The sequence below is a fragment of the Burkholderia metallica genome (genome assembly GCF_902832845.1).
In the GTDB taxonomy this organism is placed as follows: Bacteria; Pseudomonadota; Gammaproteobacteria; order Burkholderiales; family Burkholderiaceae; genus Burkholderia; species Burkholderia metallica.
Genome location: NZ_CADFDB010000003.1, coordinates 130,832 through 152,577, shown reverse-complemented (window position 1 = coordinate 152,577; position 21,746 = coordinate 130,832). Strand labels below are relative to the sequence as shown.

The window sequence follows — 21,746 nt, the reverse complement described above, 5'->3', positions numbered from 1 at the left end:
AGCCCCACACTGTATCAAACCGGCCGCCCGCGTGCGGCGGGCCGGCGCTAGACGGTGCGCGAGTAGCGCTGCGGCGACGCGTGGCCGAGATACGCATCGAACGCCATCGCGATGTTGCGCACGACCATCCGGCCGGCCGGATGGATCGTCAGGCGGTCGGACGAGAGCGTCAGCAGCCCGTCGCGCTCGAACGGGCGCAATGCGTCGAGTTCGCGCGCAAAATGCTCGGCGAAGCGGATGCCGTGCGCGGCCTCGACGTGCGAGAACGGCAGGTCGAGGTTGCACATCAGTTGCGTGATCACGTCGCGACGCAGCCGGTCGTCGGGCGTGAGCCGTACGCCGCGCGCGATCGGCAGCCGGCCCGCGTCGAGCGCGGCGCCGTACGCGGGCAGGTCCTTCGCGTTCTGCGCGTAGACGTCGCCGACCTTGCCGATCGACGACACGCCGAACCCGACGAGGTCGGTATCCGCGCGCGTGCTGTAGCCCTGGAAATTGCGCTGCAGCGTGCCGTGCTTCTGCGCGCACACGAGCGCGTCGGACGGCCGCGCGAAGTGATCCATCCCGATGTACACGTAGCCGGCCGACGTCAGCATGTCGACCGCGAGGCCCAGCAGCGCGATGCGCGTTTCCGGCGGCGGCAGCGTCGCATCGTCGATCTGCCGCTGCATCTTGAACAGATGCGGCATGTGCGCATAGCCGAACACCGACAGCCGGTCGGGCGCGAGTTCGATGATCGTCTCCAGCGTGCGCGCGAAGACGGCAACGGTCTGGTGCGGCAGCCCGTAGATCAGGTCGACGCTCACCGAATGAAAGCCCGTCGTGCGTGCGGCCGACAGCAGATCGGCCGTCATCGCGAGCGGCTGGATGCGGTTGATCGCCTGCTGCACGGCCGGATCGAAATCCTGCACGCCGAGGCTCAGCCGGTTGAAGCCGATGTTGCGCAGATGCACGAGCGTCGCGGGCGTGACCGTGCGCGGATCGATCTCGATCGAGAACTCGGCGTCGGCATCCGGCGCGAGCGCGAAGTGCTCGCGGGTGGCCGCCATCAGCTCGGCCGTTTCGTCGTCGGACAGGAAGGTCGGCGTGCCGCCGCCCCAGTGCAGTTGCGTGACCGGGCGCGCGGGATCGAACAATGCGGCCTGCAGCGTCATCTCGCGCTTGAGCTGGTCGAGATACGGGCGCGCGCGGCGGCGGTTGCCGGTCGCGATCTTGTTGCAGCCGCAGTAGAAGCACGCGGTGTTGCAGAACGGGATGTGGAAGTACAGCGACAGCTCGCTCGACGATGCGCCGGGATCGCCGGCCGCGCGCACGTAGTCGGCCGGGTCGAAATCGTCGCGGAACTGCAGCGCGGTGGGGTACGACGTATAGCGCGGCCCATTCGCGCCGTATTTCGCGAGTAAATCGGGACGGAACATTGTGTCGGCAGAACCGGAACGCATGACGATCTCGCGCTTTTTAGATGCTTTCGAGTATATAAACGCGCGATTCGGCTGCATTGTGTAATAACGTCGCAGCCGGCGATGGCACAATGCGGGGTGAGGCTGCCGGCACCGCGTCCGGTTGCCGCACCGTTTTCGTTGTTCGTTCGAGAGAGTTGCGTGTCCGTCGAAATGCCTGCCCGCCCGGCGCCCGCCGATGTCCCGCCGCCGCATGCGTGCCGCGAGGGCTGCGGCGCGTGCTGCATCGCACCGTCGATTTCCAGCCCGATTCCCGGCATGCCCGGCGGCAAGCCGGCCGGCGTACGCTGCGTGCAGCTCGGCGACGACCTGCGCTGCCGGATCTTCGGCCGCCCCGAGCGGCCCGCGTGCTGTTCCGGGCTGCAGCCGGCCGCGGATATGTGCGGCGCGTCGCGCGACGACGCGCTCGCGTGGCTCACGCATCTCGAGGCCGCGACGCGGCCGTCGTCATCAGAAGAGGGTTCAGCATGACCGCACCTTGCGCGCCCGGCCGGCGCCGTTTTCTCGCCGCAACCGTCGGCGCCATCGGCGTGACGCTCTCGCTCGCCGCGTGCGCGTCGACGTTTCCATTCATCCCCGATCACTACACGTTCTCGCGCGGCGACGTGCAGAAAGCCGTCGCGCGCAAGTTCCCGTACCAGAAGACGGTCGCGCAGGTCGTCGACGTGTCGCTCGCGAACCCGGCCGTCAACCTGCTGCCCGACCAGAACCGCGTGGCCGTGCAGCTCGACGCGCATTTCGCGAGCCCGTTCCTGCGGGCACCGGTCAGCGGCAAGTTCACCGTGTCGGGCCAGCTGGCTTACGACGCGCCGACCCGTTCGGTCGTGCTGCGGTCGCCGGCCGTCGACAGCCTCGCGCTCGACGGCGACGCGCAGATGTATGCGCAGCAGGTCGGCGCGGCCGCCGGCCTGCTCGCGACGCAGTTGCTGACCAACTATCCGATCTACACGTTCAAGCCCGAGCAACTGCAATTTGCCGGGGTGAACTACGAACCCGGTACAATTACGATTCTTACAAACGGCATACGCGTGGCGATCGTCGAAAAATGACGACGAACCGCGCTCGGCCGGACGGGGGCCGCGCGCGCAACAGTGGCCCATTCATTCGACCATTTCGGAGTTGGGCCACGGATGGACTGGATCCTGATCTGCAAGGCTTTGATCCTCGGCGTCGTCGAGGGGCTGACGGAATTCCTGCCGGTGTCGAGCACCGGCCACCTGATCGTCGCGGGCAGCTTCCTGAATTTCAACGATTCGCACGCGAAGACCTTCGACGTCGTGATCCAGTTCGGTGCGATCCTCGCCGTCTGCTGGGAATACCGGCAGCGGATCGCATCCATCGTGTCGGGGCTGCCGAGCCGGCCCGACGCGCAGCGCTTCACGCTGAACGTCGTGATCGCGACGATTCCGGCGATCGCGCTCGGCCTGCTGTTCGAGAAGAAGATCAAGGCCGTGCTGTTCTCGCCGGTGCCCGTCGCGTTCGCGCTCGTCGTCGGCGGCGCGATCATCCTGTGGGCCGAGGCGAGGCAGCGTGAGCGCAGCGAGCCGCCGCGCGTGGTGTCGGTCGATGCGCTCACGCCGCTCGACGCGCTGAAGGTCGGCATTGCGCAGTGTTTCGCGCTGATTCCCGGCATGTCGCGCTCGGGCTCGACGATCATCGGCGGGATGCTGTTCGGCCTCGACCGGCGCGTTGCCACCGAATTCTCGTTCTTCCTCGCGATTCCGATCATCTTCGGCGCGACGCTCTATGAAACCGTCAAGGACTGGCAGGCGTTCACCGTCGATTCGCTCGGCCTGTTCGCACTGGGGCTCGTCGCGGCGTTCGTCAGCGCGTTCGTATGCGTGCGCTGGCTGCTGCGCTACGTCGCGACGCACGATTTCACGGTGTTCGCGTGGTACCGGATCGCGTTCGGGCTGTTCGTGCTGCTGGTCGGGTACAGCGGCTGGCTGAACTGGGCGTGATGCTGATAGGGAGGCGGGCGCGCCTCCGATGAAGAAAGCCCGATCGGCGCAACGCCGATCGGGCTTTTTCTTGTCCGGAGCGCGGCGGCGTGCGCCGCAGCGGCAGGTAGGATCAGCCTGCGCGCTTGCGGAACACCAGGTCCCACACGCCGTGGCCGAGCCGCAGCCCGCGCCGTTCGAACTTCGTCACCGGGCGGTAGTCGGGGCGCGGCGCGTAATCGGCGGCCGTGTTTTCGAGCGTCGGTTCCGTGCCGAGCACGTCGAGCATCTGCTCCGCGTAGTTCTGCCAGTCGGTCGCGCAGTGAATATACGCGCCGGGCTTCAGGCGCGACGCGAGATGCGCGACGAGCGGCGGCTGGATCAGCCGGCGCTTGTGATGGCGCGCCTTGTGCCACGGATCGGGGAAGAAGATGTGCACGCCGTCGAGACTCTCCGGCGCGAGCATGTGCTCGAGCACCTCGACCGCGTCGTGCTGGATGATGCGGATGTTCGTCAGATCCTGCTCGCCGATCAGCTTCAGCAATGCGCCGACGCCCGGCTCGTGCACCTCGACGCCGAGGAAGTCGTCACCGGGGCGGTTCGCGGCGATTTCCGCGGTCGAGGCGCCCATGCCGAAGCCGATCTCGAGGATGCGCGGCGCGCTGCGGCCGAACACAGCGTTCCAGTCGGGCAGTTCCGGTGCGTACGGCACCACGAAGCGCGGGCCGAGTTCGTCGAGCGCACGGCGCTGGCCGGTCGACACGCGGCCGGCGCGCGTCACGAAGCTGCGGATGCGGCGGCGGTGCAGCGGGTTGATTTCGTCGGCGCCTTCGGAGGCTTCGTCGGAAATGGCGTCGTCGTGCGGCGGCAGGCCGGCTTCGTTCGGATCGTCGTGCATCATCGGTGACAGAGAAAGGCTCGGTTGCGGGCGAGGCGTCGGGCGCGCGGGACGCGCCAGCGCGGTACAAAAAAGCCGCCTTCGACGAGGCGGCTGGGCGCGCGGTTGCGGAACGTGGCGACGGGAGCGGCGGTATGCCGTCAAGCCGTTGATCCTTAAGGATTTCCCGTTCGGCCAACCGGAAAGAGCCGGATTATGGACTGCTTTGATCCGACTGGCAAGGTTGCGGGGGCGCGGCCGCCTGGCGGCTGGCCTGGCGTCGACGCAGGTCGCCTTGAGGGTCGTATGGCTCGAGGTCCGTCGCGCGTGTCGCTTCGGTTCTCGTCTCGACGACCCAGCAAGTCGCGCAGCATGCGACGCATCGAGCGATGGGGTTGCACTGGCGGTAACGACGCTCTCCTCGGCGCCGGTTTTGGGACGGGTCTTCCCGATGAGAGGCGTGTCCATTTTCCTTGGGCGGTTCGCGATTGCCCGGACGATGGGCTATCGCCGGGCGATTGAGTAGAATCGCCGACGCAGCCGGCATGACCGGATGCGTGAGACGCGTGCGCAAGCTGATGACTATGAACGGCGCGCGTTTCGTTCCGATTGCCCGTGGCCAGAACGACAAGAAGCGATGACGGCCGCCGTGATGCGTCATATCCCGCATGTGGTTGCTCTGGCAACGATCGTGCGGGACGACGCGTGGGCATGATCCGCGACCAATGGCCTTTGGAGAGAAACGCCATGAATGAAACCACGTCCGTTCGTCGCAAGGTTGGCAGCGGCTCGGCCGTGCTCGCACTGGCCGAGTGTGCGATTGCCGGCGTCGTCGGTATTTCGGTTCTGAGCAATCCGGAGGGCTTTGCCGGAGCGTCTGGATTCGGCGCGATCGGCACGGCGCTGGCGGTCGTTGTCCTGTGCGGCATCGTTTCGCTGGGCGGTCTCGTCTGGACGATCGGCGCGTTGCTGCACGCGCACGGCGATGCCGGAGCGAATTCGGCTCCGGCGTATTGCGCGATCGTGCTTCATGGGCTGCTGTGCGTGCCCTTCCTCATCGTGATTTTGCGGGCGGCATGAGATAGATGCTGCATGCATCGGCAGCGTTCGCACGTCGTCGGGTGAGGGGGCTGCAGGTGGCAAGTGCGTTGCGGATGAAGCAGGCGCCGGATCATTCGCCACGGGTTATCGGGGGAGATCTTGCGATGAGCGCATACCGGAAATACGCCGTCGCACACGCTCACGATCGGATATCTCAGGAAGGGGGAGGTTCGGCGACTGCCGGAAACCCTCGCAAGCGTTGCGCGGCAAGGGTTTGAGAGAGACTGGAGCGGGCGATGGGAATCGAACCCACGTCATCAGCTTGGGAAGCTGAGGTAATGGCCATTATACGACGCCCGCAGAACGCGTAATTCTACAGGGTTTGGCGTGGAGATGGCAAGCGCGCGGTTTAGGGCGGTGGCAGCGAAACTGGCATGGCTCACTGGCGGCGCGGTGGCATCGCTGGCAGTCGTGAGCGATGGGTTGAGGTCGGTCGGAAACGATCGCTCATAAAGTAGTTGCATCGGACAGCGACCAGCAACCTCATCTTTCTCTGCTCCGTGGAATGGGCAGGTTTGGTGTTGTCAGTTCGCTCACGAACTGCTCTCGGATTTGCTTACAAGCACGGTCGGAGCGTCTTCCGTCGTCCAAGCCAGGCAACAGGTGTTCGATGGATAGCTGGTATCTACCGCTGTTTCCATTCAGTTTATCAATCGCCTCGGACAACGTAACAACAGAACAGGCTATCTGGCGACGCCCTTCGGGTGTCGTTGCACTCCAGGCTAGCTTTGGTGAATATCGAAGCGTCGCATAGCAACCGACCAAGCGATCTATCTTCTGTCGTAATCCAGCTTTGTCTTGCTGCGCGCACATTGATTGGCTTGGCGCGTACCACTGCCATTCGTCAACAATCTCGCCCGTCAATGGGTTTATGAGTTGGTGAAATACTTCATTAGGTCGTATCGTCAACAATCTGCGAGCGGCTTCTTGGTCGGTGAAAATGCGCATGCCTTTGCCTGCTGTCTCGTAGGTTGCTGCTCGAGTCACTGCATCGCCAACGATAAACGCCCCTAGGGAGCGATTCACTTTTTCTGGTTCGTGAATGTCTCCAATGGAGAATCCTCCGCGGCACAGAAGCCCCTTCAGTGCGGCTTCGTGCATCAGATGGCGTCCGGCATCTCCCACCACTCCTACGTTAGCCGACCAGAGAAATGCGCAGTCTGACAATTGCGCCACCCTTACGTCGGGAAATTTATCTTTCGTCTTCACCAGCACACTGCGAAACGCCAATAAAATCTTTGCGGCAAGTAGCTGGTGCGGGAAATTGCCATGTGGGTCAACCTTCCACGGCTTGCACTCATCTATGCCAAGGCTAAGCGTGCCTCTGGTAAGCGCACTGAAGCCTAGCATATCAACGAATAGCACTGCTCCCTGAAAACTTCGCATGCGCTCCTCCTAGATGTCCGTACGGCAGCATATTGAGGGAGGCTCACCTTATGGGGTCAAAGAGAGACCGATTCTGGACCATTCGGATTTTTTTCAAAAAAATCGTCAGCGTCTCGCACAAAACGAAAAAACAGACGCCAATACGCTTCGGTCATGGCTATGCCCACTTGAAAATTGCTGCCGTACATGGCGCATCTAGCGTAATGGCCAAACATATAGAGGGCAACTTGCTTGTCCAGTTGACCGCTGTCGATGAGGATTTGAATTTCTTCGAAAAATGTAATAAATTTCCTCTTCCGATCCCACATGTCGGTATTTGCTAGAGCCTCATTGTCAGAGTCGACCAAGCACAGTACGGCGTATAGCTCTGGATTGTCAAAAAGTCGGCGGTGCTGATTTAAGAAAAATTCTGTTCTTTTTAATTTTGCGGCCGCATCTCTGTCTGTAATCTCTTTCTCTCGTTGTTCATTAAGACGTTTGAGTTCCGCGCGAATTTTATAGAGTCCGAATGCGCCGAAGATTACTGCGGCGAACGTTCCAAGGGCTTGCCAATAGACACCCCACTCCGACATCAGCATGCAGCTTGATGTGTGCAATACACAAAACAAGCTTGGGGTGTTAGTCATCGCCTTGGATCGGGGTTGCGTCATGGATTACATATCGCTTTACAAATCCTTGTGCGCTTTCAATGGATGATACCTTGAGTTGTAGCTTTCCGGTCAGGCCGTCTATGCGTTTCTCCATGGAATTGACTACGAGTTTCTTAACTTTATTCCCGGAGCTTTTGGCTATTTCAAAGGAAATTACTTTCCCGTCTTCATCGGAATAGAGGCGGCCAAAATCACTAAGAACGTTATATCTCGTGATGTTGCCTCGAATTACTCGCTTGTCGGACTTTATTTCGCGAACAGTTACGAAGTCGCGCGTTTGCCAATTCATTGTGAGTAGGTCGCCTTTGCGTAAACGAGCCAAGGTAATGCTTACGCTGTCGTTTGATTCAATAGGGCGTTGCAATTCTCTCATCGCCGACTCTAACGCATCAGCGATTTCATATATAAAATCAGGGTCTCTACTAAGAGTGGCCTCGACATATGCGGTTTCTGGTGTGTACGACAATCCCAGCGCCGCAGACCAGCAGCAAGTTAGATAGTCCCAAAAGCTATTGACCAACTTACTGGGGCCGATTCGCTTGATTGTTGTCGCATTGAATCTAATGTCGATGCGCTCTTCAAAGCAACCTTTGAGGGATGAGTGGACGAACGCTTGAACGCCATGAGCTCTGTCGGCACGGGTGCGAATCTGATCGTTGTTGGCAAACGCGTGGCTAGCAATGTTAACTGCCCGAGCGATGCCGAGCATAGTCTTAGCTCCGTCGTGCAAATCTAAGATGCCTTCGTCTGCGGTGCCGCCTTCAACACGGATGAGGGCGCTTACTTCTTTTTCTTCGCTAGGCTGAGTCATACGTTGCTATTTTAATCCCCGTTTTTTTGCACGTTATCACAGAAGCACAAGCCGCGTAAGCGGCCTGTGCGTGATGTAGAAGTGAGAATTATTATTAGTTGTGGGTCGGCCCGAAGGTACGCGCCGACACAGATGATTTTATGTTTGGATCGAGAGTGAATGATCTAGCCGTTGTTTCTCTCATGGGGCTCAGGGATAGTCATCGCATGGACAACACTCGACACCCCAACAATTTTCCGCTGCTGACCATCGACCAGATTTGCGATCTGGCTGCAGCTGTGTGTGAAGATTGCGGCGGCAAGCTTTCACGAGCGGAGCAAGGTGCAATGGGCAAGGACGAGAAAGCTGGCAAGCCGACTGCTGCTGACCAGAAGCAGGACGCGGCCTCGACCTCGACGGGGAACGATACCGCAGCGAAGGCGGCACAGGCGACGGCGGCCGCGCCGACGAAAATGGAACTGGCGACCGAAATCTACAAGCGGATGCGGACCGTCAAGGACGTGACTCGGAAGGACATTATCGACAAGTTCATCGCCGAGGTGAAACTGACGAAGGCCGGTGCAAGCACCTACTATCAGCTGATCAAAGACAAGCACGAGCCCATGAGCAAGAAGTGAGTGACGCGGTGATCGCGCGTAACGCAAAAGGCTCCTTCGGGAGCCTTTTGTTTGGGCGTTCGCGCTCTGCTGTTCTCCCTCAATGCTTTCGCGTCAGCGATTGGACTAGTCGCGCGACGTCCGGCTGGCTGCCTCGACAAAGAGACCTAGATGGTGAGCAGTTCGGCGAGCTTGATCGCGACTTCTGTCATCGACGATTCAGCAGTGCTCAGGCCGCTTCGCGAGCCGAGCAGCGGGCTAACTTCGCGGAGAGCTTCGTAAGTCGTGTTATGCACGATAGGAACGAGTAGGTCCCGTGCTAGTAGTGCCGAAAGCTCTTTGTCGGCGATGCCTTCTCCTTGGACGCGGCTGAGCAGCGCCGGAGTGACCAGTACGATCCCGACTCGCGATTTCGCCAGTCCCTTGTCGATTTCGCGAAGCAGCGACGTGCCGAGCGCCACGTCTTTCTCGCTGAACCAAACCGAAACACCGCGCGACTCAAGCATATCGTGCAGATCTTTAGCAGCCCCTTTTCGGTCGTCCCACGCGTGGCAAAGAAAGACGTCTCGAAGATCGGGCACGGACGCTCGCTTCTCGACGTTTTCGCGGACTGGCGTGAGTGTCCGCACTTCTGCAGGCGTGTACACCACGGACGAGCCTGCGCGTGACCAGCGCGGCCTCACACTGCTGCTGGACCCACTGGCAGTACTGTGGCCACCCCCGCTGTACCCCGGCGAGGAGTAGGACGGGGGAGAATATGAGTATGACCGGTAGCCGCTATAGCGACTACCACATGCCGGACATTCCGCTGCCGCGCTCGCAGTGCGATGGCCGCGTACCGGTGCTGTGCATCTAGCCATGTCGTAATCCTTTCATTTTCAGTCTCGTCGTATCGACTGCCGAATGCGCAGCGATAGCTTCGGGGTGGCGATGCCCCCCCTTTTATGAGGGCCACGCCAAGCTCGATGGAGCAAGCGTATCACACCTTGTTCCCAATTTGGGAACAAGGTGTGATACAGTGGATGCAGTGCATAAGGTCTCGGTTGACGATGAAGGTACATGGACTAGACAAGCTAGATGGCTTCGTTTCCAAGCACCCCCCGGCTCGGGCGTGGATTAACGCGTGGTTGGCGGATGCTCGCGATGCGAAGTGGTTGAGCTCGCACGACATCAAGTTCAGGTACCCGACAGCAAGCTTCTTGGCAGGGAATCGAGTTATTTTTAACGTGAAAGGTAACGACTATCGAATGGTGAGCAATGTCGCGTACCGAATGGGAATCGTGGTTGTAACGTGGATTGGAACGCACGCGGAATACAGCAAGATCAATTGGGAAGTCAGGCAAAATGAAGCTAGCAGTCGTTAAGTCTGAGGCCCAATACCGGGAGTACATGACTCGTATTGAGGACCTCGTTGTGCTTGACCCAACTCCGGACTCGCCGGAGGGGGGCGAGTTGGAGTTGCTGTCTTTGCTGGTCGAAGACTACGAACGCCGGACCTACCACTTTGAGAAGCCAGATCCTGTGGAGGCGGTGAAATTCCGAATGATGGAGCAGGGACTTCGACAGGCTGATTTGGTGCCATATTTCGGCTCGCGAAGCCGTGTCTCTGAGTTTCTGTCAAGGCAGCGCCCACTGACGGTAGGCATGATTCGACAGCTTTCCGCGGGGCTGGGTATTCCCACAGAGGTTCTGGTTCAGGAGACGCCTCTTGTTGTTTCGAGTGAAGAAGCGAGGAGTGAAGAGGTAGATTGGTCGCTGTTCCCCGTCAAGGAAATGATCAAGCGGGGCTGGATTCAATTCGACCAGCGCCGTATCGATTCTGCTAAAGCTGCCGAACTTGCTCGGACGTTTGTCGAGAAGGCAATGGGCGGTGCGCGTATGGGCGTCTTAGCGCGACGCACGGTCAAAGGCGATGCGTTCGCGCCAGAGGCAATTTGCGCCTTGACGGCATGGCAGGCCCGTGTGTTGCAAAAGGCTGCGGAGCCCTCCTATTGCCCACGTGGGCCTTTCCATATCGACAAGCTTAGCGAGTCTTTTTTCAAGGAGCTGGTGTCATTCAGTCCTTTAGAAGACGGACCTTTGCGAGCGGTTGATTATCTGCGTGATGCAGGTATTGCCGTAGTGGTGGAGGAACATTTGGCTAAGACTAAACTGGATGGTGCTGCCATGCTATCGGGGTCTGGTGTACCAGTTATTGGTCTGACACTCCGCTTCGACCGGTTGGACAACTTTTGGTTTACGCTTCTGCACGAGTGTGCTCATATTTGGAAGCACCTTAGTCGGCCAGGTGATGTGATTCTGGATCGTCTGGTAGATGCCGAAAGCACGGAGGCCATTGAGAAAGAGGCAAATCGCATTGCGAGAGATGTGCTTATCTCGCGGGCACACTGGCGTAGTGCCTCGGTTCGCCAAATGCCGACAAAGACAGGAATTGTCAGTTTCGCACGAGAGCAAGGGATACATCCCGCTATCGTTGCCGGCCGGTTGCAGCGAGAAACTGAGAACTACGCAATTTTCAAGGATATGATTGGCCAGGGTGCTGTTAAACCGCTGTTTATGAACCGTTAAACATCTCGGCTTGGTGTCGTTGATTGGAGTTAAGAATGAATCAAGGATTCGTGTATAGCCCGATCATCAAGGGAAAACTTAACGACATCAAGGCTATGGCATACGTTGATCATAGCCTTGCCAGCCAGACTAAACCGCTGTACGAGTTGCCTCCGTTTCTGCCTACGAAAAAGCCGGAAGAGGAGTTGACTCGATTTGTGAAGCGTTTGGCGAAGATGTCTGGTCCTCGGCAATGCTACGTAGACTTCCCAATGTTGAAGCCCGGCACGCGGGTCGAGACAGGGGAATCCGCTCTTATGGTGGGCTTCGCTTTACTCAAAAACGCTGGCGTTAATTTCGAGCCGGTGTATGGTTTTGATCGGGACGAAGCAGAGCTGTCCACCGTTGTTCAATGGGCTCAGCAGCAAGGAGGGCTGCTGCTGAGGTTGGATCGAGATGACTTGGATTTTCCCGATGAAACCATAGAGCGAATCTTCGAATTGCGGGCTATGGGTTTGGATCTTCGGATGCTCGACTTGTTGGTAGATCACCGATACCTCGGGACGGAAGCGGACGCTCTTGCCGCTGCTGCGAATACTTGTGACTTTGTGGATGCACTAACGCGCTTTGTCAGTGCACGAGCCATCATCGTTGCTGGCTCGAGTTCTCCGAAGACTGTTGCCGAGATCGAGCGGAACTCTCATGGTGAAGTAGCAAGGCAGGAGCTAACGTTGTGGGCCAACGTGGCGACGCAGCGACTACCTGCAAACATGGTCTTCGGGGATTATGGTGTGATTCATCCCGATTTTAGCGACCTGACGCCGAGCACCCACATCAACGGGAAAATCCGCTATACGCATGGTGCGAAGCTGCACATTCATCGCGGACATAGCCTTCGCCAAGGTGAGAAGTACGAGCAGTACCGGAGGCTCGCTGCTGCAGTGGTTGGAAGCAGTTACTATCAAGATCGCACGTTCAGTTACGGCGATCGATACATCTACGAGTGTGCGACTGGTCACGCCGGTACAGGCAACCCCGGGACGTGGGTGCTGGTCGACCAGAACCATCATATTTCCTACACCGTGAAGCAAGCGGTGCGTTTGCGGGCATTGGCTACTCAAGGAGCTTCCATCGAGGAGTTGCTTGAGCAGAGCTAAAGCCTGCCTCTATTTCACGATACGACAGCAGCTTCTTGAGATTGGCGCTGGCATGAAAACTGGCATCGCCGTGAGCCCCGCATGAACAGTGGTTCTTCGTGGAGTCGGGAGAAAATACGACGTAAGAACGCGCGTGAATAGTGGTTTTGATTAACGCGCTGAGGCTTGGGAAGCTGAGGTAATGGCCACATTATACGACGCCCGCAGAACGCGTAATTCTACAGGGGGTCGGGCGGGGATGGCAAGCGGAGGATTCTGGCCGGTGGCAGCGAAACTGGCATGGCTCGATGCTGGAGCGGTGGCGTCCCTGGCAGTGCTTGGTGAACCCTCCGGCATTTACGGGATCGACCATCCACGCCGAGGGTATTCCTTCGGCGCGCTGTAGCATCGAAGCCGAATTGCAACGGCCGAACGGATGTATCGAATACGCTTCTCGAGCGATTCGCGTTTTAACGCCTGGTTCGATACATTGCGGGCCTCGGCGGACTAGATTCTCATGACTTGTCGGCCCCGCTTCAATTCCGGCGATATAACCGGGGAGCCGTCCCCGTGAGAGCGCGAGCCACCGTGGGCTTGCAACAAATAAGAAGATGGATAACGCATGAACATGACTGAATGACCTCAGGCAATTCGCGGTGGCCTGATTCAACTAGCTAGCTTGCTCAAGGCAGACATTCCGCCGCTGCCAGACAATGCGCTCATGCCGTGCCGGGCCGTGATCTATTCCGAATTCGATCGCGACTTCAGCGTCACGCTCGACATTGTATCCATGGCAGGCGATATCGAACCCAAGACATTGATCGCTCAAACGATGACGCTGTGGATTCAGCAGGCGAACAAGTCTTATCTGCCAGTCAACGGTTATATCCATACGGCGCGCAGGCTGGGCAGCGACGGTAGCCATTCCAGCTATCAACTTGTCGTCGCGTCGTGGATGCGCGCGAGCGATCGGCCAAGATCAGACAGGAAGGTTACGCGCGGAGAGCGCTAGCCGATAGCGGCAAACAATCGACGGACGAACAGGTTCCATGATGTTGAATATTTTGACCATGACCCCCGAGCAGGAACAGGATGCGCGAGCAAAGGCGTTTTATCTGCTCAAGAAATGGACGAGTTTCACGTTCCTGGAATACGCCGTTGGACTATATCGGGATTTTCTCGGCGCGTACGCCAAACAACTGGACACACCGAGCCCAAATCAGGCGGAGCTTGAGGAAGCCTACACACACGATTTCTTGGGGGCCCTGGTGCACATGGATCTGGGCATCGACGCATTGCGCCGAGGTCTTGACAAACGAGCAGCATACGACGCGTTGGTCATAGGAAGCCAGCAGGGTGGCGACCTGTTGTTTGGACGGAGCGCGCTTGAAATCGGTCGCAAATACGATCCGTTTTTTCATTCACTGGGACTGAAGGACACCAACTTTTCGGACCCGGTGTATGCCACCGGGTTCGCCGAGGGAGTATGGATCGAGAGATTGATTTGCTACGCGCTCAAGTGCACGGTCGGATTCGGTTATACCGGGATGCTTGCATACGGAACACGTGCGGATGGCGGGACCCGGGTATTTGAGCACTGGACCTATGAATCCATGTTTGAAAATGCGCCCCTGCCTGCATGGCGGTATTGGCCACCCGGTCGCACCTATCCCGCATCGCTTCCTCCCTGTCCGCCGAAGAACGAATCCGCAAGCGGTGAGATTTACAGCGATCAGGAGATTCCTGTCGAGGGTATCTGGGAGCCGTGGTTTCCGTCCGGCAAGGTGGGCTGTCCGAGCTACTTCCTCAAAGGCAGTATTGCCCACAAGTACCTGTTAGAAGGTACGAACGACGAACATGTGGTGCGCTGGCGGCTGCTGTGGGAGGACAAGCGCTACCGTGATGGCAGCATTCCAGCGGAGGAGGAAACCTACTTCCCCACGCCCGTCGCGCAACCGAGGCTACGGGTGCTGCCCGGAGAGCCTTGTCCGCGCACCGGTTACTGGCAAAGCCCGGCTGTGAAAGATTCGGTTCATGTCGAGGCCGGAGCGCCTATGCCGGGGCCGCAGCGCACGGCGTGGGGGATGGTCATTTGGCATTATGCCGATCCGCAACCGGACAATTGAATAGCTGCCGAGGCAATAGGGTATTCGCACGCGCTGTCGTCTACCCTGAATTACAAGTAGCACAAGCGCTTCGAGAAGGTGCGCCACTACATTCTGCGGCGGTTCGCGAAGATTTCGGCGGCTGGGGATGCGGATAAAAACGAGGTTCGTCAACGCAATTTGCTCGATTGGTTGAATCCGCAAATCTAGGGGCCGTTGCGCCCGAGCCAGAGGGAAGCGCGCTTGCAGACGAGCCGGTGTCGAAAATAGACGAGTCGGCGTCGGACCCATACAAGTCCCGACAGCCCTTTCGCACTAACGTGACAGTCCTCTCATTCGATCGTTGCTCTGGAGCTGACATGTCCGATTTCATCACCGTTCTGCGCGAAACCTGCCCGACCCCGGTCCTCGATGCGACCAAGTGGAAGCGCATCGGCGGCGACCCGCATACCGTGAACCTCAACGCTTACGTCTCGAACGACGGCAGCAAGATCATGGGCACCTGGATCTGCACGCCGGGCAAGTTCGAGGTGAACTACGAGAAATGGGAGTACTGCCACTTCCTCGACGGCTACTGCATCATCACGCCGGAAGGGGAAAAGGCGGTGCACTTGAAAGCCGGCGACGTGTTCGTGATCGAACCCGGCATGAAAGGGACGTGGGAAGTGGTGGAAACGGTGCGCAAGTATTTCGTCTTCGCCTGAGCACGTTGACCGGTTGACCGGTTCGACCTGCGCAAAAGGCGCCGGTCGTTCCGGCGCATTGAACCGCACCCTTCGGCCGATACCAGCGAACAGGGATTGCTGCCGGGATGACCCGCGAGGAATTTCGGCTCAATAGCACTCGTTCCAGTTCGGAAGTTCCAGTTCGGAAACAACGCATCGTGCGTGGTCGCATGCTCGGCCGGTTCGGCCATCCCGCCGATCACGCCCTCGATCGACAGCATCGCGACGCGGCGTAGCTTGGGGCCAGTCGCCACGCCCGTATCACGGCCATTCATGCCCAGTGCCTGGCGTGTCGTTCGACGAACCGCACGCCGCAGGCAGCGATCGCGTCCATACGCCGATGCGGTAAGGAGCGGCATGATTCCGCCGCTGCCGATCGAATTGCACGACGGTCGCGAGCCTGCGTGACTTCGCGCATGCGCCTATGATGCAGCGATCCGGCAGTTGCGCCGGCCGCCATGCGAGCATGACCCGCGAACACCGACCGTTTTCCCGGAACCCCGACCATGCGCATTACCGCGATCCACGAGCAAGCGATTCCCGTCTCCCGCTATGCCGATCCGGCGATCCCGTCCGGCGGGCTGACGACGAGCGTCGTAGCGGTCACCACCGACGTCGTGCGCGACGGCCGCCCGGTGACGGGCCACGGCTACGCATCGATCGGCCGCTTCGCGCAGGGCGGCCTGATCCGCGAACGGTTCGCGCCGCGCCTGCTGGCCGCCGCCGACACGCTCGCGGACGAAGCCGGCACGAACCTCGATCCGTTCCGCGCATGGCGCGCGATGATGGCCGGCGAAAAGCCCGGCGGACACGGCGAACGCTGCGTGGCGGTCGGCACGCTCGACATGGCGATCTGGGATGCCGCCGCGAAAATCGCCGGCCTGCCGCTCCATCGCTTTCTCGCTGACCGGCTTGAACGCACGGCCGCACCGCGCGTGCGCGTGTACGCAGGCGGCGGCTACCGCTATCCGCATGACGATCTCGCGCGGCTGTCGGACGAGATGCGCCGCATCGCCGATCTCGGCTACACGCACGCGAAGATCAAGATCGGCGGCACGGATTTCGATCAGGACCGCCGGCGCATCGAAGCCGCCGCCGCGCACCTGGCGAACAGCTCGCATCTCGCGGTCGACGCGATGAACACGTACGACGCGACGACCGTCGACGCGGCCGCCGCGATGCTCGCGCCGTTCGATCTCTGGTGGTTCGAGGACGTCTGCGACCCGCTCGACCTGCCGCTTCAGGCGCATGTCGCCACGCGCTACGCAGCGCCGATCGCGGCGGGCGAGGCGCTGTTCTCGCTCGCGGAAGCGAAGCTGCTCGACCGCTACGGCGGCCTGCGTCCCGAGCGCGACGTGCTCGTGTTCGATCCGGTGCATTGCTACGGGCTGCCCGGCTATCTGCAAATCGTCGAACACTTCGCGTCGCGCGGCTGGCGGCGCGACGCGTTCTGGCCGCACGGCGGCCACCTGTTCTCGCTGCACGTCGTCGCGGCGCTCGGGCTCGGCGGCGCGGAAGTCAGCCCCTTCGCATTCCATCCGTTCAGCGGGCTCGCCGACGGCGAAACCGTCGACGCGGGATACGCACGCGTGCCGCAGGCACCGGGCATCGGCTTCGAGCTTCATGCCGGCGCGCGCGACGTGTTTCGTGCGGTATCGATGTCCGGCCGCTGACCCTTGAAGCGCGTCGACCGCGAAACGCACCGCGAAGCCGAGCATCATCGCCGCGACGAAGAAATCGAGCACGCGCCATGCGAAAGAACCACGCGCGGCACGTGCCCGCGCCGCTCCAGTCACGCACGGTCGGCCTGCCCGGCCGCCCACTCCGGCCGCTGCCCGAGCGTGTCGAACAGCCGGACGATCTCCGCTTTCACCTTCAGCACCGCGTTGCTGACGAGCGCCGTATCGTGCCAGCACAGCGACAGATCGCGCGCGAACAGCCGGTGCGCGACCGTCGACAGCTTGAGCTTGCGCTCCTCGATCTCGACGTGCGCGGCCGTCCACGGCAGGATCGTCACGCCGAGCTGCGCCATCACGGCCGCGAACAGCAGCCCGGTCGAGCTCGCCTCGAAGCTGATTTCGTACGACAACCCGGCCTCGCGCATCGCCCAGTCGACCCGGTTGCGGATCGTGTTCGGCGCGCTCGGCAGCACGAGCGGCATCCGCGCGATCGCGTCGAGCGGCACGGGATCGTCCGGCACCGGAAACCCGGGCCACGTGATCAGGTACAGCGTCTCGGTCAGCAGCCGGTGGACTGCGATGCCGCGCGTTTCCACCGCATCGACGACGATCGCGAGATCGAGCCGCGCGCGTTCGAGCAGCGTGTCGAGATCGGCGCTCGGCGCGTCGATCAGCTCCAGCATGATGCCGGGAAAGCGGTCGCGCACCGCGCGGGCGAGCGGAATGGCCAGCACGCGCGCGGTGCTCGACGGCATGCCGACCGTCACGCGGCCCTGCGGCGTGTCGGCGTCGCGGCGCAGCAGCTCGCGCGTGCCGTCGGCCTGGCGCAGCAGTTCAAGCGCGTGCCGGTACAGCGTGCGGCCGGCGGCGGTCGGCGCGACGCCGCGCACGCTGCGTTCGAGCAACTGCATCCCGAGATCCTGTTCGAGATTGCGCATCTGCTGGCTCACCGCCGGCTGCGCGACGTGCAGCGCCTCGCTCGCATGCGTGACGTTGCCGCATTCGACGACCTTCACGAAATAGCGCAACTGTCTCAAGTCCATCGTCGCCGTCTCCCGATTCAAGCCATAAGCCAATCCGATCGAGCAAGATGAATATCATATTTTTCTGCGATCGATAGGGTTTCTATACTCGTCTCACAAAAGAGCCCGACTGCCGGCCATCCCGGACCGGACGCGGCGAAAGCGCCGGCCCACGCCGGCAAGGAGACGAAGATGTTCAAGGCGATCGACGCGCCCGCCGCCGGCGCGAAGCCGCGGCGCACGCCGCTCACGCGCGAGCAGGTCAAGGGCTTCTGGGCCGTGTATGCGGGCTGGGTGCTCGACGGCGTGGATTCGGTGATCTACGCGCTGGTGCTGATTCCGGCGCTGACCGAACTGCTGCCGGCGTCCGGCATCGCGGCGACGCCCGCGAATCTCGGGATGTACGGCTCGATCCTGTTCGCGCTGTTCCTGATCGGCTGGGGGCTGTCGTTCATCTGGGGGCCGCTCGCCGACCGCTTCGGCCGCGTGCGCACGCTCGCCGCGAGCATCCTGATCTACTCGGTGTTCACCGGCGCGGCCGCGTTCGTGCACGACGTGTGGGCGCTGGCCGCGTGCCGGTTGATCGCCGGGATCGGCGTCGGCGGCGAATGGGCGCTCGCGGGCACCTACGTGGCCGAGAGCTGGCCGGAGGACCGTCGCAAGATGGGCGCCGGCTATCTGCAGACGGGCTACTACTTCGGCTTCTTCATCGCGGCGTGCCTGAACTATACGATCGGCGCGACCTACGGCTGGCGCGCGATGTTCCTGTGCGGGCTCGCGCCCGCGCTGCTCGCGGTGTTCACCGTGATGCGCGTGAAGGAGCCGGGGCAGTGGCGCCGCCACGATGCGCGCGACGGCGACGCCGCGCAGGCGAAGCGTGCGCATCCGCTGCGCGAGATCTTCGCGCCGGCGTTCCTGCGCCGCACGCTGACGAGCGCGAGCCTCGTCGGCGTCGCGATCGTCGGGCTGTGGGCCGGCTCCGTCTACGAGGCGAGCGCGGTCAGCACGCTGGCGGCGCGCGCGGGCATCGACCACATCGGCGCAATGCGGCTCGCGTCGGTCGGCGCGGCGATCCTGTCGTGCGCGACGATCGCCGGCTGCCTGGTCGCGCCGTGGCTGTCCGAACGGCTCGGCCGGCGCACCGCGCTCGGCGTGTATTTCGCGGGCATGGCCGCATCGATCGTGTTCGCGTTCGGCTGGGCGTTCTACCAGCCGAACGGGCTCACGGCGTTCATGGTGTCGCTCGCGTTCCTCGGTTTCTTCGGCGGCAACTTCGCGATCTTCTCGTTGTGGCTGCCCGAGCAGTATCCGACACGCGTGCGCGCCACCGCGTTCGCGTTCAACGCGTCGGTCGGCCGCTTCATCGGCGCGGGCGTGAACTTCCTGCTCGGCGCCGCGATTCACGGCTACGGATCGCTCGGCGTGCCGGTCGCATGGACCGCGGCCGTGTTCGGGCTCGGCATCCTGATCCTGCCGTTCGCGGTCGAAACGCGCCACCAGACGCTGCCCGAATGAGCGGCGCGCCGCGATCGTTCGGGAACGAGCTACACCTCATCATCAATATCAGGAGTCGGGAATGCAGGCATTACAAGGAATCAGGGTCGTCGATCTGAGTCGCGCGCTGTCGGGGCCGTTCTGCTCGATGGTGCTCGCCGATCTCGGCGCCGACGTGATCAAGGTCGAGTCGGGGCCGCACGGCGACATGAGCCGCGCATGGGGGCCGTTCGATCGCGGCGTGAGCACGTACTACCTGTCCTGCAACCGCAACAAGCGCGGTATCTGCGTGGATTTCCGGCAACCGGCCGGTCTCGACGTCGTGCGCCGGCTGATCGCGCAGGCCGACGTCGTGATCGAGAATTTCAAAGCCGGCACGATGGATGCGATGGGGCTCGGCTATGCGGCGCTGAGTGCGCGCGATCCGCGGCTCGTGATGGGCAGCGTCACCGCGTTCGGCCCGCGCGGGCCGCTGCGCGACTGGCCGGGCTTCGACCAGATCGCGCAGGGCTATGCGGGGCTGATGAGCGTCACCGGTTTCCCCGACGGCGAGCCGACTCGCACGGGCACGGCGATCGGCGATCTCAGCTCGGGTATATGGGTCGCGACCGGCGTGACGGCCGCGCTGTTCGAGCGTGAGCGGACGGGGCGCGGGCAGCATGTCGGCACGTCGCTGCTCGAGAGCCTCGTGTCGCTGTTGAGCGTGCACGGGCAGCGCTACCTGAGCCTCGGCGACGTGCCGCGCCGCACCGGCAATGCGCATGCGGTGATCGCGCCGTACGGCGTGTTCGAGACGGCCGACGGGCCGCTCAATCTCGCGCCGATCACGACCGACATGTGGCTGCGGCTGTGCCAGCTGCTGGATCTGCCCGAGCTGCCGAACGATCCGCGTTTCGCGACCAACGATGCACGCGTCGCGCACCGCGACGAACTGAAAGCGTTGCTCGAAAGCCGGCTGCGCACGCGCGGCAAGCGCGAATGGACGCAGCGTTTCGTCGACGCCGGGCTGCCGGCCGGGCCGATCAATACGCTCGACGAAGTGTTCGACGATCCGCAACTCGCGCATTGCGGGCTGGTCGAGCCGGTTGCGCATCCGACGCTCGGCACGCTGCGGCAGGTCGTCACGCCGCTCGGCGGGATGGGGGACGAACTGCCGGAGCCGCGCACGCGCCATGCGCCGCCGCTGCTCGGCGAGCATACGGTCGACGTACTGCGCGAAGCCGGCTACGACGACGATGCGATCGACGCGCTGCTGGCCGCGCGCACGATCTTTCAGGCCGAAGCGCCGGTGGAGGCCGCGCAATGAGCGATACGACAAAACACGACCGAGCGTCGAACGTCACGGTCGACATGATCGGCCAACGGATCGCGCGCGTGCGGTTCGCGAATCCCGCGCGACGGCATGCACTCGACGCACCGTTGCTCGATGCGCTCGTCGCGCGACTCGATACGCTGGCCGCGCACCGTCCGCCGCCCGTCGTGATCCTGTCGAACGACGGCAGCGGCGACGTGTGGAGCGCCGGGCACGACCTGCGTGAGCTGGCCGACGATCGCGATCCGCTCGCGTATGGCAAGCCGCTCGAACGTGCGCTGCGCCGCGTGCGGACCTATCCGGGCGCGGTGATCGCGGCGGTGTCGGGTTCCGCGTGGGGCGGGGCGGTCGATCTCGTGATGAGCTGCGACCTGGTGGTCGCGTCGCGCGACGCGCGTTTCGCGATGACGCCGGCGAACATCGGCCTGCCGTATTCGACGAGCGGATTGCTGCGTTTCTACGACAACCTGCCGATCCACGTGCTGAAGGAGATGTTCTTCTGCGCGCAGCCGCTCGATGCGGAGCGCGCCGCGCATCACGGGCTCGTGAACCGGCTGGCGGAAGCCGGCGGCGTCGACGAGGCGGCGCTCGACGTCGCACGCACGATCGCCGCGAAGGCGCCGCTCGCGGTGTATGCGGTGAAGGAGCAGTTGCGCGTGCTGCAGGACGCGCGACCGTTGCCGGCCGACGCGTTCGAGCGGATCGCCGAGCTGCGCCGGCACGCGTGCGCCGGCGCGGATTTCGACGAAGGGCTGCGGGCGTTTGCGGAGCGCCGCGCGCCGGTGTTTCGCGGGGTGTAGGCGAGGTGTCGTGCGAGCCGGACATCCAAGCGGTGAAAGGCACCGGTATCGGCTGCGTCGTTCGCGGTTGCCGGCGCGTGCCACGCTGTCGCATCGCATCGCCGTCGC

21 protein-coding genes, 1 tRNA gene and 1 pseudogene are annotated in these 21,746 nt (G+C 62.0%); 15 read left to right on the top strand and 8 right to left on the bottom strand.

Features of this window, described 5'->3' with window-relative positions; all coding sequences use genetic code 11:
• Nucleotides 1-47: 47 nt before the first annotated feature.
• Entirely contained in the window at nt 48-1,439 is a 1,392-nt protein-coding gene (gene hemN / locus HWX08_RS10870; protein ID WP_174919533.1) for an oxygen-independent coproporphyrinogen III oxidase, read from the bottom strand.
• Nucleotides 1,440-1,610: 171 nt separating this feature from the next.
• Between hemN and HWX08_RS10865 the strand changes: the two genes are divergently transcribed.
• The 3 genes from HWX08_RS10865 to HWX08_RS10855 all read left to right on the top strand — a co-directional run bounded on the left by HWX08_RS10865 (nt 1,611) and on the right by HWX08_RS10855 (nt 3,418).
• Nucleotides 1,611-1,928, top strand: coding sequence for a YkgJ family cysteine cluster protein (locus tag HWX08_RS10865; RefSeq protein ID WP_069257951.1), 318 nt, complete (start codon nt 1,611-1,613; stop codon nt 1,926-1,928).
• Entirely contained in the window at nt 1,925-2,506 is a 582-nt protein-coding gene (locus tag HWX08_RS10860; RefSeq protein ID WP_069255982.1) for a DUF1439 domain-containing protein, read from the top strand. Before HWX08_RS10865 ends, HWX08_RS10860 begins: the two co-directional genes overlap by 4 nt.
• A gap of 81 nt (nt 2,507-2,587) precedes the next feature.
• A complete protein-coding gene (locus tag HWX08_RS10855) occupies nt 2,588-3,418 on the top strand; it encodes an undecaprenyl-diphosphate phosphatase (RefSeq protein WP_174919532.1) in 831 nt (276 codons plus the stop codon).
• A gap of 112 nt (nt 3,419-3,530) precedes the next feature.
• On the opposite strand, the gene trmB is transcribed toward HWX08_RS10855, so the two are convergent.
• A complete protein-coding gene (gene trmB, locus HWX08_RS10850) occupies nt 3,531-4,298 on the bottom strand; it encodes a tRNA (guanosine(46)-N7)-methyltransferase TrmB (RefSeq protein WP_174919531.1) in 768 nt (255 codons plus the stop codon).
• A gap of 723 nt (nt 4,299-5,021) precedes the next feature.
• Here trmB and HWX08_RS10845 point away from each other — a divergent pair.
• On the top strand, nt 5,022-5,354 hold the full coding sequence (locus HWX08_RS10845) for a hypothetical protein (RefSeq protein WP_174919530.1): 333 nt from the start codon (nt 5,022-5,024) through the stop codon (nt 5,352-5,354).
• Between the two features lie 246 nt (nt 5,355-5,600).
• Here HWX08_RS10845 and HWX08_RS10840 read toward each other — a convergent pair.
• The 4 genes from HWX08_RS10840 to HWX08_RS10825 all read right to left on the bottom strand — a co-directional run bounded on the left by HWX08_RS10840 (nt 5,601) and on the right by HWX08_RS10825 (nt 8,222).
• Nucleotides 5,601-5,675 (bottom strand) — tRNA-Gly (locus tag HWX08_RS10840).
• Nucleotides 5,676-5,858: 183 nt separating this feature from the next.
• A complete protein-coding gene (locus HWX08_RS10835; RefSeq protein ID WP_174919529.1) occupies nt 5,859-6,761 on the bottom strand; it encodes a hypothetical protein in 903 nt (300 codons plus the stop codon).
• A 56-nt stretch (nt 6,762-6,817) separates the two neighbouring features.
• Nucleotides 6,818-7,387 carry a hypothetical protein gene (locus tag HWX08_RS10830; RefSeq protein WP_244122731.1) on the bottom strand — a complete coding sequence of 190 codons (570 nt, stop codon included), beginning with the start codon at nt 7,385-7,387 and terminating at the stop codon, nt 6,818-6,820.
• Nucleotides 7,380-8,222 (bottom strand): DUF7946 domain-containing protein, encoded by an 843-nt coding sequence (locus HWX08_RS10825; protein WP_174919528.1) that lies wholly within the window; start codon nt 8,220-8,222, stop codon nt 7,380-7,382. Before HWX08_RS10825 ends, HWX08_RS10830 begins: the two co-directional genes overlap by 8 nt.
• 326 nt (nt 8,223-8,548) lie before the next feature.
• Between HWX08_RS10825 and HWX08_RS10820 the strand changes: the two genes are divergently transcribed.
• Entirely contained in the window at nt 8,549-8,839 is a 291-nt protein-coding gene (locus HWX08_RS10820; RefSeq protein WP_174919691.1) for a hypothetical protein, read from the top strand.
• A gap of 146 nt (nt 8,840-8,985) precedes the next feature.
• Here HWX08_RS10820 and HWX08_RS34355 read toward each other — a convergent pair whose 3' ends face one another.
• Nucleotides 8,986-9,399 (bottom strand): toll/interleukin-1 receptor domain-containing protein, encoded by a 414-nt coding sequence (locus tag HWX08_RS34355; protein ID WP_244122730.1) that lies wholly within the window; start codon nt 9,397-9,399, stop codon nt 8,986-8,988.
• Between the two features lie 363 nt (nt 9,400-9,762).
• Here HWX08_RS34355 and HWX08_RS10810 point away from each other — a divergent pair, with 363 nt between their 5' ends.
• The 7 genes and pseudogenes from HWX08_RS10810 to HWX08_RS10780 all read left to right on the top strand — a co-directional run bounded on the left by HWX08_RS10810 (nt 9,763) and on the right by HWX08_RS10780 (nt 17,004).
• Entirely contained in the window at nt 9,763-10,182 is a 420-nt protein-coding gene (locus HWX08_RS10810; protein WP_341773826.1) for a type II toxin-antitoxin system HigB family toxin, read from the top strand.
• Nucleotides 10,163-11,386, top strand: coding sequence for an ImmA/IrrE family metallo-endopeptidase (locus HWX08_RS10805; RefSeq protein ID WP_174919526.1), 1,224 nt, complete (start codon nt 10,163-10,165; stop codon nt 11,384-11,386). Before HWX08_RS10810 ends, HWX08_RS10805 begins: the two co-directional genes overlap by 20 nt.
• A gap of 35 nt (nt 11,387-11,421) precedes the next feature.
• Complete coding sequence (locus HWX08_RS10800) at nt 11,422-12,522, top strand: beta family protein (RefSeq protein ID WP_085517527.1); 1,101 nt, start codon at nt 11,422-11,424, stop codon at nt 12,520-12,522.
• A 628-nt stretch (nt 12,523-13,150) separates the two neighbouring features.
• Nucleotides 13,151-13,459 (top strand): annotated as a pseudogene (locus tag HWX08_RS10795) (phage late control D family protein); the annotation flags it as partial.
• A gap of 91 nt (nt 13,460-13,550) precedes the next feature.
• A complete protein-coding gene (locus HWX08_RS10790) occupies nt 13,551-14,627 on the top strand; it encodes an Imm71 family immunity protein (RefSeq protein WP_107310911.1) in 1,077 nt (358 codons plus the stop codon).
• Between the two features lie 338 nt (nt 14,628-14,965).
• Nucleotides 14,966-15,310, top strand: a complete 345-nt coding sequence (locus HWX08_RS10785; RefSeq protein WP_174919525.1) for a cupin domain-containing protein — start codon at nt 14,966-14,968, stop codon at nt 15,308-15,310.
• A 527-nt stretch (nt 15,311-15,837) separates the two neighbouring features.
• The gene (locus tag HWX08_RS10780) at nt 15,838-17,004 is read left to right on the top strand and encodes a mandelate racemase/muconate lactonizing enzyme family protein (RefSeq protein WP_174919524.1); all 1,167 of its coding nucleotides are present in this window, start codon (nt 15,838-15,840) and stop codon (nt 17,002-17,004) included.
• A 119-nt stretch (nt 17,005-17,123) separates the two neighbouring features.
• On the opposite strand, the gene HWX08_RS10775 is transcribed toward HWX08_RS10780, so the two are convergent.
• A complete protein-coding gene (locus HWX08_RS10775; RefSeq protein ID WP_174919523.1) occupies nt 17,124-18,053 on the bottom strand; it encodes a LysR substrate-binding domain-containing protein in 930 nt (309 codons plus the stop codon).
• Nucleotides 18,054-18,224: 171 nt separating this feature from the next.
• Between HWX08_RS10775 and HWX08_RS10770 the strand changes: the two genes are divergently transcribed.
• The 3 genes from HWX08_RS10770 (at nt 18,225) to scpB (ending at nt 21,638) form a co-directional block, all read left to right on the top strand.
• Entirely contained in the window at nt 18,225-19,547 is a 1,323-nt protein-coding gene (locus HWX08_RS10770) for an MFS transporter (RefSeq protein WP_069255996.1), read from the top strand.
• A 61-nt stretch (nt 19,548-19,608) separates the two neighbouring features.
• Entirely contained in the window at nt 19,609-20,832 is a 1,224-nt protein-coding gene (locus HWX08_RS10765) for a CaiB/BaiF CoA transferase family protein (protein WP_174919522.1), read from the top strand.
• Nucleotides 20,829-21,638: a methylmalonyl-CoA decarboxylase gene (gene scpB, locus HWX08_RS10760; RefSeq protein WP_174919521.1), complete on the top strand. Its 810-nt coding sequence runs from the start codon at nt 20,829-20,831 to the stop codon at nt 21,636-21,638. Before HWX08_RS10765 ends, scpB begins: the two co-directional genes overlap by 4 nt.
• The last annotated feature ends 108 nt before the right edge of the window (nt 21,639-21,746 follow it).

Bases quoted from the DNA above. Each gene is read 5' to 3' on its own strand.
- hemN (WP_174919533.1), bottom strand. From the start codon at position 1,439: ATGCGTTCCGGTTCTGCCGACACAATGTTCCGTCCCGATTTACTCGCG.
- HWX08_RS10865 (WP_069257951.1), top strand. From the start codon at position 1,611: ATGCCTGCCCGCCCGGCGCCCGCCGATGTCCCGCCGCCGCATGCGTGC.
- HWX08_RS10860 (WP_069255982.1), top strand. From the start codon at position 1,925: ATGACCGCACCTTGCGCGCCCGGCCGGCGCCGTTTTCTCGCCGCAACC.
- HWX08_RS10855 (WP_174919532.1), top strand. From the start codon at position 2,588: ATGGACTGGATCCTGATCTGCAAGGCTTTGATCCTCGGCGTCGTCGAG.
- trmB (WP_174919531.1), bottom strand. From the start codon at position 4,298: ATGATGCACGACGATCCGAACGAAGCCGGCCTGCCGCCGCACGACGAC.
- HWX08_RS10845 (WP_174919530.1), top strand. From the start codon at position 5,022: ATGAATGAAACCACGTCCGTTCGTCGCAAGGTTGGCAGCGGCTCGGCC.
- HWX08_RS10835 (WP_174919529.1), bottom strand. From the start codon at position 6,761: ATGCGAAGTTTTCAGGGAGCAGTGCTATTCGTTGATATGCTAGGCTTC.
- HWX08_RS10830 (WP_244122731.1), bottom strand. From the start codon at position 7,387: ATGACTAACACCCCAAGCTTGTTTTGTGTATTGCACACATCAAGCTGC.
- HWX08_RS10825 (WP_174919528.1), bottom strand. From the start codon at position 8,222: ATGACTCAGCCTAGCGAAGAAAAAGAAGTAAGCGCCCTCATCCGTGTT.
- HWX08_RS10820 (WP_174919691.1), top strand. From the start codon at position 8,549: ATGGGCAAGGACGAGAAAGCTGGCAAGCCGACTGCTGCTGACCAGAAG.
- HWX08_RS10810 (WP_341773826.1), top strand. From the start codon at position 9,763: ATGAGGGCCACGCCAAGCTCGATGGAGCAAGCGTATCACACCTTGTTC.
- HWX08_RS10805 (WP_174919526.1), top strand. From the start codon at position 10,163: ATGAAGCTAGCAGTCGTTAAGTCTGAGGCCCAATACCGGGAGTACATG.
- HWX08_RS10800 (WP_085517527.1), top strand. From the start codon at position 11,422: ATGAATCAAGGATTCGTGTATAGCCCGATCATCAAGGGAAAACTTAAC.
- HWX08_RS10790 (WP_107310911.1), top strand. From the start codon at position 13,551: ATGATGTTGAATATTTTGACCATGACCCCCGAGCAGGAACAGGATGCG.
- HWX08_RS10785 (WP_174919525.1), top strand. From the start codon at position 14,966: ATGTCCGATTTCATCACCGTTCTGCGCGAAACCTGCCCGACCCCGGTC.
- HWX08_RS10780 (WP_174919524.1), top strand. From the start codon at position 15,838: ATGCGCATTACCGCGATCCACGAGCAAGCGATTCCCGTCTCCCGCTAT.
- HWX08_RS10775 (WP_174919523.1), bottom strand. From the start codon at position 18,053: ATGGACTTGAGACAGTTGCGCTATTTCGTGAAGGTCGTCGAATGCGGC.
- HWX08_RS10770 (WP_069255996.1), top strand. From the start codon at position 18,225: ATGTTCAAGGCGATCGACGCGCCCGCCGCCGGCGCGAAGCCGCGGCGC.
- HWX08_RS10765 (WP_174919522.1), top strand. From the start codon at position 19,609: ATGCAGGCATTACAAGGAATCAGGGTCGTCGATCTGAGTCGCGCGCTG.
- scpB (WP_174919521.1), top strand. From the start codon at position 20,829: ATGAGCGATACGACAAAACACGACCGAGCGTCGAACGTCACGGTCGAC.